This window comes from Pseudomonas sp. ML2-2023-6, assembly GCF_037055265.1.
GTDB lineage: Bacteria > Pseudomonadota > Gammaproteobacteria > Pseudomonadales > Pseudomonadaceae > Aquipseudomonas > Aquipseudomonas kulmbachensis.
This window is the reverse complement of the sequence record NZ_CP146347.1, coordinates 3,414,542-3,427,182: the sequence shown is the minus strand read 5'-3', so window position 1 is coordinate 3,427,182 and position 12,641 is coordinate 3,414,542. Positions and strand designations below refer to the sequence as shown.

The window sequence follows — 12,641 nt, the reverse complement described above, 5'->3', positions numbered from 1 at the left end:
TCGCGGTCGGTCTGCGTTTTAGCGAATTGCGTCGGCCAGGCCAGCCTCAATGAAGCGCACGGAGCTCTCCATTGCCTGCTGACCTTCTGGGAGCATGGCGGCGTAAAAGTGCCAGGCGTGGAACATCGCAGGCCATACTTCCAGGTTTACGCGAACGCGGTTATCAGCCAGGTGAGTTGCAAGGCGCATTGCATCACTCAACATCAGTTCGTTCTCGCCGATCTGCACCAGGATTGGTGGAAGACCAGTGACGTCCGCGAACACAGGTGAGGCCAGAGGATGATTGGCCAATGTGTCGCCCAGGAACGCTCTAGCCAGGATATCCAGCACTTCAGAGGGTCCAGCCCCTCACGGTTGCTCATGGAAGCACCGGTATGTTCAAGGTTCGCCCATGGTGAGATGGAGGAGCCAACCGCAGGCAATGGAAGCCCTTTCGATTTAGCCGCAACCATGACGCTGACAACCATTGCGCCGCCAGCCGACTCGCCAGAGAACGCAATCTTGTTAGCCGGGATTTTCTGCTCAAGCAACCACTCGTAGGCGCGCAATGTGTCGTCAATAGAGGCAGGGAACTTGTACTCAGGGGCAAGACGGTAGTCCGGCATATACACCCGAGCGCCGAGCATTTTAGCGTAGTTGCCGCTGATGCCGTGGTACCCGTCTGGACGGCCAACAATGTACGCCCCGCCGTGGATGTACATCACTACCGCGTCGGTTTTGATTTCGTCTGGAGTGACCAGTGTGCCTGGTACGCCGCCCATGTCTACTGCTTCAAATTTGACGCCGGCAGGCTCTGGGTTTTGCGCGAGCATTTTTGCGTAAGCGTCGCGGATGTCGCTCATTTTTGTGGTGGTATCGGTTCCCTTAAGAACGGGTACCAGATCGCTAAGGCTGTTGGCCCAAGTTTGGACGGCTGCTTGTACTTTAGTGTTCATATGATCTCAATTGATCGTTGGGCATTGGAGTTTCTAATTGAGATGTTATGCTTGTTATTGGGGAATAGGGTTCCCCATAGCAGGTGCCAAGTCGCCCGAACGTTGAGACTCCAGAGGCCCCATGGAACTCCATAACCTGAACGATATCGCAGCGTTTGTAAGCTCGGTAAACGCTGGAAGCTTCACTGCGGCGGCAAAGCAACTTGGCCTTACACGCTCGGCGGTGGGTAAGTCGATAGTCAGACTAGAGGCCCGTTTACAGGTACGCCTCCTCAATCGCACCACTCGTAGTTTGAGCATGACGGATGACGGCCAGGTTCTTTATGAGCGCTGTGTGGGCATTCTTCAGGATCTGGACGATGTTGAGGACGCCCTTGCGTTTCGTCGTTCGACACCCAGTGGACGACTGCGGATGAGCTTACCGGTTGCGTTAGGCCGACTTTATGTTCTCCAGCACATCGAGTGCTGCCTGAAGGATTGGCCATCCTTGAGCGTGGATATCACCTTCTCCGACAGACTGGTCGACCTGATTGATGAGGGATTTGACTTGGCTATACGTATCGGGCCTCCCAAGGAGGACTCTCGGTTGCTCACGCGCACTGTGGCCTACCAGCAAATGATTACCTGCGCTTCACCCAACTATCTGGCTGAGCATGCCCAGCCCAAAACGCCCGAGGATTTGTCCGAGCACCAGTGTCTGCATTTCGTGAGCGGCGGGAGACTGCTTCCTTGGAATTTTCGAGTTAATGGCAGCTCGTTGTCCGTTACTCATGGTGGAAGGCTACAGATGGACAGCGCTGAGTCATTGCACCAGTCAGCTGTCGCTGGCTTGGGTATCGCGACTCTGCCTTCCTACGTGGTTAACGACGATTTGCGGAACGGCAAGCTCGTTCAATTGCTCGCAGAGTATGCAGAGGCCGCAGAGCCTATTCGAGTGATCTACCCTAGCAAGCGTCACCTCTCTCCAAAAATTCGACTCTTCATCGATAAGCTTGTGGAGGCGTGGTCACCTTGCGCACCATGGGAACAGCATTCGGCGCAAGGCATTCGTTCCGTTTGACCCATGAGCGAGGCGCCTGCCTGGGTACCGAGCGATCAACGAGCGACATTCCCCGACAGGCTTCATTTCAACTGCCGTTCATGAGCTTTATGCGATTTCGGCCATGGTCGGATAATCCGTATAGCCAGCCCAAACAGCATCCGGCTGGAAGAAAAAACGCCACTATTGGCTGACGATGCGGCGGATGTCAGCACTACAAAGTTGACGATCCCGGCTGCTGCTGGAAACCCTGCAACCAGGAACAGTTCGACAAAAGGGCTTTTGACCGGTGAAACCTGATGCCAGGAAGTCACGGCAATAATGCAGGTCAGCGCTAGTACGTAGAACAGGATAATTCGCAGAGGAATGGAGTTGATGGCTTTAGGCAGAGTCTTCTCTGGGGAGCGGGTTTCCGCCGCCGCTGTGCCGATTAATTCGGTGCCGGCGAACGAGAAGATCGCCATCTGAAAACCGGCGAAGAAGCCGAACAAGCCATTAGGGAATGCCGCCTGTTTATCCACCAAATTATTAAATGATGCAGTGACACCGCTAGGGGAGACGAAGGATGTCGCAATCAGCACCATGCTGACGCCTATTAGGGTCACAACAGCAATGATCTTGATGATCGCGAACCAGAACTCCACCTCACCGAAAATCCTGACAGTCAGTACGTTTAACGCGAACAGTGTTGCGAGCATCCCGATGGCGGGAATCCACGCGGGCACATTCGCAAACCAATACTGAAAGAATCCGCCGACCACGACTGCATCGCCTATCACAGCAACGCTCCAGCTCAGCCAGTATGACCAGCCGAGAAAAAAAGCCGCCCTTGGGCCCAAATAGGCGCCTGCAAAATCCGCAAAGGTTTTGAAATTCAGATTGGAAAGCAGCATTTCGCCCATGGCACGCATGACGAAAAAAACGAACAGTCCGATGATCATATAGATGAGGATGATCGATGTGCCGGACAGGGCGATGATTTTCCCGGAGCCCATGAAAAGGCCGGTGCCGATGGCGCCACCCATGGCCATTAATTGGATGTGACGATTGCTGAGCGTGCGCTGCAGCGCGGGCTGTTCTGCCCGTTCGGAGGGAGTCGATTTCATTACAAAACCTCTTGATTTTATGTTTTTGAGTTTTGGCAGAAAAGTGGCTGTCTATCTTTCTTGTTGGGGATGCAACGGCTAGGGACGGTAGGTGGCAAGGTTTCGCGTTGCGTGGGGCGGTAAGGGGCCCCAGGCACATTGCTCAGGGGCAACGCCGATAGCCATCAGCTGACCGTGCGCAGACGTGAGGGGACAGCTGGCTGCTGATCAAGCAATTGGTAAAGGTTTTTTATGTTGGTCGGAGTAGGCACCAGGTGGATGCGTTCGCCGATCCGGTGGTTGCGCGCAAGGTCGTGCAAGTAGCGCAGCGAAGAAAAGTCTTCCAGCGCAAAGCCCACCGAATCGAACACAGTGACTTGCGCATCGCTCTCGCGGCCGGGCACTTCGCCCAGCACAATTCGGAAAAACTCGACTACAGGAAAGTCGGCTTCCAGTTGTTGGATGTCGCCTTCAATTCGTGTTTGTGGTTCGAACTCCACGATGACCCGGGCGTTGCGCAGGATGTCGGCGTGCAGCTCGGTTTTACCCGGGCAATCACCACCGACGGCGTTGATATGCATACCCGGCTCGATCATTTCTGGCGTCAATATCGTTGCATACGTTTTGTCTGCGGTGACCGTGGTAACAATGTCCGCGCCCTTAACCGCTTCATGTACGGAGCTGGCAAGAATCACTTTGATATTCGGGAAGGACGCCAGGTTCTGCTTCAACTTGAGTGACGCGTTGAGATCAATATCGAAAATACGGATTTCGTTGATGCCCAGCATTTCATGGAAAGCGAGTGCCTGAAACTCACTCTGTGAACCATTGCCGATGATTGCCATCGAGCTAGCGCCTGGTCGTGCGAGAGATTGCGCGACCAATGCGGAGGTTGCAGCAGTACGCACTGCGGTTGTTAATGTGAGTTCGCTAAGCAGGGTTGGATAGCCGCTGTGGACATCAGCCAGGAGACCGAAGGCCATGACTGTCAGCAACTTTCTCTGACCATTGTCAGGGTGGCCATTCACATACTTGAACGAATATTGCTTTCCATCGTCGGTGGGCATCAACTCAATCACTCCGTCTGCTGAGTGATTGGCTGTGCGCGGCGATTTATCAAACTGCGCCCAGCGTGAATAGTCGGCCTCGATGTATGCCGCCATTTCGCGGATTGCCCGGCGAATTCCTATCGTGGTGAATAGGCGTGCGGCATCGTCGACATCAATGAAAAGAGTCATGTTTTTATTCTCCGGTTGTCTAACTGAAATTAGGTAGCGCAAGGGGATGGGTCAGGCGCGCTTGCTCTCGAAACCATGCAGCACGTTGACCGCATTGATCCCGATTTCATCGACCATGTAGCCTCCCTCCATCACGAACAGGGTAGGGCAGCTGACGCTTGCGATCAGCTCACCGATACCAATGAAGTCTTCACTCTCCAGTAGGAAGTGGCTGATGGGGTCGTCCTTGAATGTGTCGACGCCGAGTGAAATAACCAGCACCTCAGGGGCGAATTGCTGCAGTTTTTTGCACGCGTGAAGTAGGGCGTTGCGATAACTTTCCCAGGTGGTGTTTTTAGGCAGGGGGTAATTGAGGTTGTAACCTTCACCCTGGCCAGCGCCGATTTCGTGGCTGAAACCTGAGTAGTACGGATAGGACACCGCCGGTTCGCCGTGCAGCGAGACAAACATGACGTCATTACGCCCGTAGAAAATGTTCTGGGTGCCATTCCCGTGATGAAAGTCGACGTCCAGTACGGCGACACGTTTGGCACCTTGGGTAATGGCCTGCTGTGCAGCAATGGCGGCGTTGTTGAGATAGCAATAGCCGCCCATGTATTCACGCGCTGCGTGATGGCCGGGCGGGCGGCACAGGGCAAAAGCACTGTCATGGCCTTCATCGATCAGTGCCAGGCCAGTGAGGGCAATGTCTGCACTGGTTTTTACCGCTTGCCAAGTGGTAGCGGTAATCGGGGAGCCGGCGTCCATGGCAAAGAAGCCGAGCTTGCCGTCGATGAAAGCCGGGACTTGCTCGTTGGACAGGTCACGAACTGGCCATACCAGCGGTAGGGCATCGTGCGTACGTCCGGTCGCGCACCATTCTGACCAAGCGCTTTCTAGAAAGCTGACGTAGCGCTCGCTGTGCGCGTTGACGTAGCACGAGCGGTCAAATGCCCGCGGCTCGATGATCTGACCAAGGCCAACCTGCTTGACGCGGTTATGGACGGTATCGGCCCGACTGGGTTGTTCGAACGACGGCTTGAGCACGCCGTCTTTCAATTCGGTGCCGTGGTGCAAACGGTGGGAATCACTGAAAACTGTAAACATTCTGCGCATCCGTTATTGTGAGCCAGTGCAAATATTCTGTTCCGGCTTGGATGCGCTTTCTTTGCTTTGTTTTCGTTATTATCTAGATTATTCGGGCTTTTTTACTCTGGGTTGGCTCAATGAAGAAAAAATTATCCAAACGCATTAGTCTCGACGAGACTGACCTGGCGATACTCACGCTGCTGCAAGAAGATGCGAGCATTTCCAACGCCGAGCTCAGTGAACGTCTGTCGTTAAGCCTGACGCCTTGCTGGCGACGGCGAAAGAGAATGGAGGAGGCGGGTGTGATCAAGGGCTATCAAGCGAACCTTGATCGACGAATGCTGGGGTTGGATATCATGGCGTTCGTGCACATCCGTTTTTCAACCCACGCCGATCATGCTCCCGACGCCTTCGAGGCGGTGATTGCTCAATTGCCTGAAGTGTTGTCGTGTCACAAGATCACCGGGGATGCCGATTACGTGCTGCAAGTGTTGGCAGAGGATCTTGATAGCTACAGCGACTTTATCGAGCAGGTGCTCAGACGTCAGGTGGGTATTGCCTCCATTCAGTCCAGTCTAGCTTTACGCGAGGTCAAGACCAGTACCCGTATTGCGATACCCAAATCGAGCAAGGAGTAAATGGGCAGAGGTTAGAACATCTGCCAGCGTTTCTGGCGTTACCGCATGCACCAGAGCATGAGCCGACGGGGTAATTGCTACGACAAATTCAATTTCGATGGCCGCTCGCTTCCCTTATGCTACTCGACTCACATAAGGATGACTGAACAGGTGTCGCGGTATGGCAGCAGATAAATCTTGCCCTGTGGTTCTGCGAACCCGCGAAACGTTGGAAATCCTGGCGTTTGAGCATCCATTGGCAGGCCTGCAATTAGTGAAAGGCAGTGTCGACCCAGGTGAGTCAACCGACTTGGCTGCTGTGCGAGAGTTGATAGAAGAAGCTGGGATTCAATCCACTGCAAGGCGAGATTTGGGTGAGTGGCATTCCATTGTAACGGGGCACACATGGGCATTTCATGAGTGTCATGTTGCCCAAGACCTTCCTGATACTTGGGTGCATTTTGCGGAAGATGATGGAGGTCATGAATTCAGATTTTTCTGGCATCCTCTGATGAGTGAGCCTTCTGAAAGATGGCATCAGGTTTTCAGGGATGCTTTAAGTTTTCTCCGGACGGCCCTCGCTGAAGCCTAAGTGTGCGTTCAGCTCTTCTTGAGCCAGTCAGCCCGCACCCGCTGGGTCGGCAGAAGTTCTTGAAGGCGGATAACATGGGACGACCTCGAACCCAACCTTTATGCGGCAGTGTCACCTCATTACTCGGTAAGCTAGGCCTATAGCTTGCTGAGAAGCCTCTCGTAACCACACCTGATGATCAATATGCTCGACTGGGATAGCCTCCGTTTTTTCTTTGCCTTTGTTCATGAGGGCTCCTTAGCCGCAGCGGCACGTTCGCTGGGGGTGGAGCACGCGACTGTGGTTCGCCGAATCGCTGCGCTCGAAGCTTCTTTGAACATGAAGCTTGTAGATCGTAGGGGCCGTGTTTACCAACTGACCGAGGATGGTGTAAGGGTAGGTGAATATGCAGCGCAGATGGAGTCTGCGTCACTTGCGCTCAGGCGATTTGCTGACAGGGAAGAAAGTCGCATTGAGGGCGAGGTAATCTTGTCCGCACCTCCTGCGTACCTCGGAACTTTGGTAGCTCGGCGGCTCGGAGTATTGCGCGAGCGTTATCCCCGGTTACAGCTCAGGCTCGTTGGAGCCAAGTCCACCGCTTCGTTAGCGAGGAAAGAAACGGATATTGCCATTACCTTCAGCAGGCCGGAAGAACAGAGCGTTGTCGCCAAAAGCCTCGGCTCCTTGCGTTTTTACCCTCATGCTAGCAAGGACTACATCGATCAACGTGAACCTGAACAGTTCGAGTTCATAGGCTACGACCGTAGCATGGGCGATTCGATACAGCAGCAATGGCTCCTGGATCGGCTGGGTGGACGGCCGATCTCCGTCACCAGCAATGACCTGCGCATCCAGGCATTAGCTGCCGTAGGTAATGCTGGCATAGTTTTCCTTCCGGATTTTTTAGGCACGGAATATGGGCTGACGAGGGTTGCCGTTGATGTGGATCACACACCGCTGGAACTGCCCATCTGGCTCGCGTTTCATGAAGATCTCCGCGGCTCTCTAAAAATCCGAGCAGTCTTGGATTTCCTCATGGATGGGCTAATGCTGGCGCGAGATCCGTGAATTTTTTCACATCCCGTTTGTGTTTTTAGCGAATAGGCCGTCACCTGGCATATCTCTACCCTAGTCAGAATTTGAATTTCTGACTGAAGATAGAGGCTATTCACCAATGAGCAGTACCTACCCCAAACAAAGCTCAATGGCTGTGTACCGGACAGCGTGGATCGTGACCGCGATCTTTATACTGTCGAATGCTGCTACGCCGCTCTACAGTTCCTGGCAGCAATCCCTTGGCTTCACGTCCGGGGTGCTGACCGTTATATTTGCCTGCTACATCATAGGCCTCCTTCTTACTCTCACCGTAGCGGGGCAGTTGTCCGACCACTACGGGCGCAAAGCACTCCTACTGCCCTGTGTGGGGCTTGCTATCGTTGCAGCCATTCTTTTCGACCAGGCCAACAGCATTGGCGTCTTGATGCTCGCACGCTTTCTCACAGGCGTTTCGGTTGGCCTCGCTGTGTCTGGGGGGATGGCGAATGTTGTTGAGCATGCTCAGCCGCATCACAAACACTTTGCTTCGCTAATGGCGTCTGTCGCAATGGTGGCCGGAGCAGGCACCGGGCCGCTATTGGCGGGGGTCGTGGCGCAATATTTTCCAAACCCGATCCACACCGTCTTCCGAATAGAGATTGCGATTTTGTGCGTGGCGCTCGTGGCGCTGCTTAATCAGAGGAACCTGAAGCTTGGGATCGGTTCGTTTAAACCGCGTTTGCCTACCGTTGCCAAGCAAAATCTCGGCATCGTGCTGTTAGGGATAGCCTTCTTCGGCCCTGGAATCACATCGACTTCATTCATCCTGTCGCTCGGCCCCAAGCTGATAGCCACATTTCTGGGCGTGAACAGCCCCCTTGTAACAGGTTGTATGGCCTTTTCAATGTTCCTCGTGGCCGTAACCGTACAGTTCGCAGCCAAGGAATTCAGCAGCCGTACCGTATTTTCGCTAAGCGGGATCGCTACTATTTCATCAATGATCTTCGTATGGATCTCGCTTAAAACCGGCTCCGCTCCATGGCTGATCACTTCTGCGCTACTGGCAGGCGCCGGTCAAGGCTTGGGCCAGTTAGGCGGACTGAGCCTTATTGCTGACAATGTGCCAGCGCAGCGAAGAGCCGAAGCCAACGCCGTGTTCAACATGGGGGGATATGTGCCTGCCGGTGCGATTCCGGTGTTAACTGGTTACTTGATCGACTTCTGGGGGGTGAGCATTGGAATCAGTTCACTTGCGCTCAGTATCGCTAGTCTTGCTTCATTGGCGCTTATGCAGCTTTGGAGGCGCGTCCCGAATCAAAGTCAAGTTCGTACAGATGGCGAGGGTTAAATAGCCCACTTATGCGGCAACAGATCGATAATCTGTGAATCGCCCCGGCACCGTAGACATCTCCAGTCCATCTTGCTGACCGCGTTGCGCATTTCAGAATTTGCAGATGTAGCTCATCAACACCTGCACAAATCTTCTAAACGATCTTTTCAAAGCGTTGTAATTTAGCCATTCCCCACAGTTTCACGTTAAATCATTACCTCTGGAGCGCTCCGTGAATAAACGCAACTGGATTGAACTGTCCCAGGATGCTGATACAGGGATTGAGTCGATTCGCGCCCATTTTCAGGGGCATGCCTACGATCCGCATTGGCATGACAGTTTTCTGGTAGGTGTCACCGAGCAGGGTGTGCAACAGTTCAATTGCCGTCGCGTTCGCCACTTCAGTACTCCGGGCAAGGTATTCATGCTGGAACCTGGAGAAATCCACGATGGACATGCCCCGACCGAGGAGGGTTTTACCTATTCCATGCTCTACCTCGATCCGCACTGGCTGGAACGGGAGTTGCTCGCATTGTTCGAGCAAGCGCCTGTCAACAGTCAGCCGGGCTTTGCCGACACATTGAGTCAGGATCCGGGCTTGGCGACTGCCATTTATAGCGCTTTCCAGGCACTCCATGAAGGTGACTTGCGCATTGTGCGTCAGAACGCCATCGACACTTTGCTGGGGGCGCTTACTTGCCACCTTGATTGGCGCAAGCACAAGGTATTTGACCCCCGAATGCCATTGGTGGCCCAAGTCGCACGTGACTATCTGCATGCCCATGTCTACGAGGACATCGGGCTGGACGATTTGGCCCAAGCCTGTGGTGTTGATCGTTTTCGCCTGACGCGAGCCTTCAAGGCAGCATTTGGGCTGGCGCCCCATGCTTATTTGATTCAGCTTCGGTTGGCCAAAGCTCGGCAATTGCTGGCGCGGGGCGAGTCGCCTGCGCAGGTGGCCAGTACCCTCAGGTTCTCCGATCAAAGCCATATGGGGCGCTGGTTCCGTCGCGCCTACCAGCTCACACCGGCCGATTACCGCAAGCGCTGCTCAAACCTTCCAGACTGAATCCCGTTGACCCGCGACCATAGGCCTCCTATCTGATCAAGGAGTCCATGCCATGTTGTTTTCGTTGTTCTTTTCTGCCCCTTCGATACGCCTTCAGGGAGACTGACTTATGGAGTCCTTGCTGCCTTTCCTGCTGTTTGCGTTCGTTGCTTCGATCACCCCAGGGCCGACCAATATTCTGGTGCTGAGCCATAGTTCGCGCTGGGGACTGGGCGCCACACTGCCCATCATTTTTGGCGCATGCCTGGCGGCGACGCTGATTGTGCTTGCAGTCGGGCTCGGCATGGGTGAAACCCTGCTGCAGTTTCCGCGAGTGCAGAAGGTGATCGCTTGGGCCGGGGTGCTCTGGTTGAGTTGGCTGGCATGGCAGATATTTAAAAGCGCGCCGCCCACCCTGGATTCGCCTTCCTCGCGCGAAGATGGTCTCAGCGTGCTCGGTGCCGCCACCTTGCAATTGGTCAACCCTAAGGTCTGGATGATGGCAGTAGCAGTGGTGAGCGTATTTGCCGGTGGCAGCGATAACACCATGCGGCTGATGGTGTTGTCGTTGCTGTTTCTGTTGGTCTCAGTGCTGTGCATGACCCTGTGGGCGTTACTCGGCGCAGGCAGTGCCCGGGCATTTGGTTCACCACAGGCATTCAAGCGCATGAATCATGCTTTGGCTTTCTTGCTGTTAGTGTCGGCCTGGCTGACAGTGCTGGCATAAGTCTTATAGAGCGAGACGGTATTGCAAAATGAGAACGCAGGAAGCCAAAAAGTCAGTCTTGTGTTTACGTCCTTGTTGGAGTGCCGATCGACTGCCGTATCTGTCGTACATCTCGTGCTGGCGGTGTACCGAATTGCCGGAGGTACTCGCGGCTAAACTGTGATGCACTTTCATAGCCTACTGCGTAAGCCACATCAGATGCGCGATGCTCGCCAGCAAGTAAAAGCTGGCGAGCTTCCTGCAGTCTGAGCTGTTTTTGATACTGAACGGGACTAAGGCCTGTCATCGATCGAAAATGGCGATGCAGGCTTGCCCGGCTCATTCCGCTTGCATCGCATAACGCCTCGATCCGAAGTCGGACACTGTAATTATCCCTGATCCAGGCAACTGCCCGCCGAATGCTGCCCAGAGCGCCATCGGGTTGGGCTATTTGGCGCAGTAGCCGGCCCTGTGGGCCCTGCAGTAGACGATAAAGTAATTCCCGCTCGACCATCGGGCCGAGAACCGGAATGTCGGCAGGCGTGTCGAGTAATGACAATAAGCGCAGCAATGTGTCGCGCAGCGAACTGGTCATCGGGTTTATTGTGATCCCCATTCCTTTTTGCTCGCTCTCGCTGACCGCAGGTATGGTCACGGCCAATTGCGCCAGAATAGCCGGATCCAGTACTAGTGATACCGCAACGTAGGGCTGCCCCTCATCAGTATCAAGAATCTGCCCAATCAAGGGTAAATCCAGGGCACTGATGAGGTATTGCTCACTGTCGTAACTCAGAAGATGGTCGTTGATCGCAACCCGTTTCGAGCCTTGCAGGATGAAACAGATCATCGAGCGATACAGGCATGGCGTCTTGTCGGTAGAGCCTTGTCCAACGCAGATGTCTACCCGCGGGATCCGTGTGATAGTCAAGCCTGGTGGCGCATGGCGCAGGGCAATTTCAAGGTGCGCTGCAAGATCGTTATTCATGAAACGATTATGCCAATGCCGCGTCACCACGCAAGGTAATTGAGACAATCAGGCAATAAACTGAGCATATTGGGCGTGGGTTACAAACAGGGTTTTGTCTATCTTGAGCGGGTCAAGAATGCACCGAAAGGCGCAACTAACCTACAGAGATAGCCCATGACCAACCAGATCGCTCTCATCACTGGCGCCAGCCGTGGCCTTGGCCGCAATATGGCTCTTCACCTCGCCAAGCGCGGCGTCCACATCATCGGTACCTATCGCAGTGGCGCGGCAGAAGCCGAATCGCTGATGCGGGAAATCGAAGCGCAGGGCGGCCAGGCCGCCATGCTGGCGCTTGATATCACTGATACCGCTAGCTATCAGGCTTTTTCGAACGCAGTGACCGATATCCTGAAGACCGATTTTTGCCGCGAGCGTTTTGATTTTCTAGTTAACAATGCGGGTAATGGTCTGTTTGCAAACTTTATTGATGCGACCGAAGACCAGTTTGCCTCATTGATCGCCACGCACCTTCGCGGGCCGATTTTCCTGACTCAGAAGCTGCTACCACTCATGGAGGATGGCGGTCGTATTTTGAACGTTTCATCCGGCTTCGTGCGCTTTACTCTGCCGGGATACAGCGTTTACGCAGCGGTGAAGTCAGCAGTCGAGGTGCTGACCCGTTACATGGCCGTGGAACTCGGTTCGCGGAAAATTCGGGTGAATGCGATTGCCCCAGGCGCCATCGCAACCGATTTTGGGGGTGGTGCGGTACGCGACAACAAAGATGTGAATGCCTATGTGGCACAAGGGATCGCTCTGGGGCGTGTCGGTCTTCCGGACGATATAGGCGGTGCAGTTGCGGCCATCCTGTCGGATGACATGGCCTGGGCTAACGGGACGACGTTTGATATTTCGGGCGGCCAGTTGCTCTAGCCACACCTGAATGGGTGTCCGGAATCATTGGACCATTACACTCCAAGTGATTTCGGTTTGGGTACAAAA

General features: G+C 54.3%; 12 protein-coding genes and 1 pseudogene. 8 read left to right on the top strand and 5 right to left on the bottom strand.

Annotated elements, in window-relative coordinates; genetic code table 11:
• Positions 1-18: 18 nt before the first annotated feature.
• Positions 19-935 (bottom strand): annotated as a pseudogene (locus tag V6L79_RS15630) (alpha/beta hydrolase).
• A gap of 121 nt (positions 936-1,056) precedes the next feature.
• On the opposite strand from V6L79_RS15630, the gene V6L79_RS15625 reads away from it, so the two are divergent.
• Positions 1,057-1,995, top strand: coding sequence for a LysR family transcriptional regulator (locus V6L79_RS15625; RefSeq protein WP_321833147.1), 939 nt, complete (start codon positions 1,057-1,059; stop codon positions 1,993-1,995).
• Between the two features lie 62 nt (positions 1,996-2,057).
• Here V6L79_RS15625 and V6L79_RS15620 read toward each other — a convergent pair whose 3' ends face one another.
• The 3 genes from V6L79_RS15620 to V6L79_RS15610 all read right to left on the bottom strand — a co-directional run bounded on the left by V6L79_RS15620 (position 2,058) and on the right by V6L79_RS15610 (position 5,383).
• Complete coding sequence (locus tag V6L79_RS15620) at positions 2,058-3,080, bottom strand: amino acid permease (protein ID WP_338579129.1); 1,023 nt, start codon at positions 3,078-3,080, stop codon at positions 2,058-2,060.
• Between the two features lie 164 nt (positions 3,081-3,244).
• The gene (locus V6L79_RS15615; protein WP_338579128.1) at positions 3,245-4,297 is read right to left on the bottom strand and encodes an ornithine cyclodeaminase; all 1,053 of its coding nucleotides are present in this window, start codon (positions 4,295-4,297) and stop codon (positions 3,245-3,247) included.
• Between the two features lie 51 nt (positions 4,298-4,348).
• Entirely contained in the window at positions 4,349-5,383 is a 1,035-nt protein-coding gene (locus tag V6L79_RS15610; RefSeq protein ID WP_338579127.1) for a histone deacetylase family protein, read from the bottom strand.
• A 119-nt stretch (positions 5,384-5,502) separates the two neighbouring features.
• On the opposite strand from V6L79_RS15610, the gene V6L79_RS15605 reads away from it, so the two are divergent.
• The 6 genes from V6L79_RS15605 (at position 5,503) to V6L79_RS15580 (ending at position 10,693) form a co-directional block, all read left to right on the top strand.
• Positions 5,503-6,003 carry an Lrp/AsnC family transcriptional regulator gene (locus tag V6L79_RS15605; protein WP_261738273.1) on the top strand — a complete coding sequence of 167 codons (501 nt, stop codon included), beginning with the start codon at positions 5,503-5,505 and terminating at the stop codon, positions 6,001-6,003.
• Positions 6,004-6,163: 160 nt separating this feature from the next.
• The gene (locus tag V6L79_RS15600; protein ID WP_261738272.1) at positions 6,164-6,574 is read left to right on the top strand and encodes an NUDIX domain-containing protein; all 411 of its coding nucleotides are present in this window, start codon (positions 6,164-6,166) and stop codon (positions 6,572-6,574) included.
• Positions 6,575-6,757: 183 nt separating this feature from the next.
• Entirely contained in the window at positions 6,758-7,621 is an 864-nt protein-coding gene (locus tag V6L79_RS15595) for a LysR family transcriptional regulator (protein WP_321833108.1), read from the top strand.
• 106 nt (positions 7,622-7,727) lie between these two features.
• Positions 7,728-8,936: an MFS transporter gene (locus V6L79_RS15590; protein WP_338579126.1), complete on the top strand. Its 1,209-nt coding sequence runs from the start codon at positions 7,728-7,730 to the stop codon at positions 8,934-8,936.
• Positions 8,937-9,150: 214 nt separating this feature from the next.
• Positions 9,151-9,987, top strand: a complete 837-nt coding sequence (locus V6L79_RS15585) for an AraC family transcriptional regulator (protein WP_261738269.1) — start codon at positions 9,151-9,153, stop codon at positions 9,985-9,987.
• A gap of 109 nt (positions 9,988-10,096) precedes the next feature.
• Positions 10,097-10,693, top strand: a complete 597-nt coding sequence (locus V6L79_RS15580; RefSeq protein WP_338579125.1) for a LysE family translocator — start codon at positions 10,097-10,099, stop codon at positions 10,691-10,693.
• A 64-nt stretch (positions 10,694-10,757) separates the two neighbouring features.
• Here the strand turns inward: V6L79_RS15580 and V6L79_RS15575 are convergent, their stop codons facing one another.
• On the bottom strand, positions 10,758-11,657 hold the full coding sequence (locus V6L79_RS15575; protein ID WP_338579124.1) for an AraC family transcriptional regulator: 900 nt from the start codon (positions 11,655-11,657) through the stop codon (positions 10,758-10,760).
• Between the two features lie 156 nt (positions 11,658-11,813).
• Between V6L79_RS15575 and V6L79_RS15570 the strand changes: the two genes are divergently transcribed.
• Positions 11,814-12,572 carry an SDR family oxidoreductase gene (locus V6L79_RS15570; RefSeq protein ID WP_338579123.1) on the top strand — a complete coding sequence of 253 codons (759 nt, stop codon included), beginning with the start codon at positions 11,814-11,816 and terminating at the stop codon, positions 12,570-12,572.
• Positions 12,573-12,641: the final 69 nt, after the last annotated feature.

What these genes read in the sequence shown, in the direction of transcription:
- V6L79_RS15590 (WP_338579126.1), top strand. Translation starts at nt 7,728, where the DNA reads ATGAGCAGTACCTACCCCAAACAAAGCTCAATGGCTGTGTACCGGACA.
- V6L79_RS15620 (WP_338579129.1), bottom strand. Translation starts at nt 3,080, where the DNA reads ATGAAATCGACTCCCTCCGAACGGGCAGAACAGCCCGCGCTGCAGCGC.
- V6L79_RS15615 (WP_338579128.1), bottom strand. Translation starts at nt 4,297, where the DNA reads ATGACTCTTTTCATTGATGTCGACGATGCCGCACGCCTATTCACCACG.
- V6L79_RS15595 (WP_321833108.1), top strand. Translation starts at nt 6,758, where the DNA reads ATGCTCGACTGGGATAGCCTCCGTTTTTTCTTTGCCTTTGTTCATGAG.
- V6L79_RS15570 (WP_338579123.1), top strand. Translation starts at nt 11,814, where the DNA reads ATGACCAACCAGATCGCTCTCATCACTGGCGCCAGCCGTGGCCTTGGC.
- V6L79_RS15580 (WP_338579125.1), top strand. Translation starts at nt 10,097, where the DNA reads ATGGAGTCCTTGCTGCCTTTCCTGCTGTTTGCGTTCGTTGCTTCGATC.
- V6L79_RS15625 (WP_321833147.1), top strand. Translation starts at nt 1,057, where the DNA reads ATGGAACTCCATAACCTGAACGATATCGCAGCGTTTGTAAGCTCGGTA.
- V6L79_RS15575 (WP_338579124.1), bottom strand. Translation starts at nt 11,657, where the DNA reads ATGAATAACGATCTTGCAGCGCACCTTGAAATTGCCCTGCGCCATGCG.
- V6L79_RS15610 (WP_338579127.1), bottom strand. Translation starts at nt 5,383, where the DNA reads ATGTTTACAGTTTTCAGTGATTCCCACCGTTTGCACCACGGCACCGAA.
- V6L79_RS15605 (WP_261738273.1), top strand. Translation starts at nt 5,503, where the DNA reads ATGAAGAAAAAATTATCCAAACGCATTAGTCTCGACGAGACTGACCTG.
- V6L79_RS15600 (WP_261738272.1), top strand. Translation starts at nt 6,164, where the DNA reads ATGGCAGCAGATAAATCTTGCCCTGTGGTTCTGCGAACCCGCGAAACG.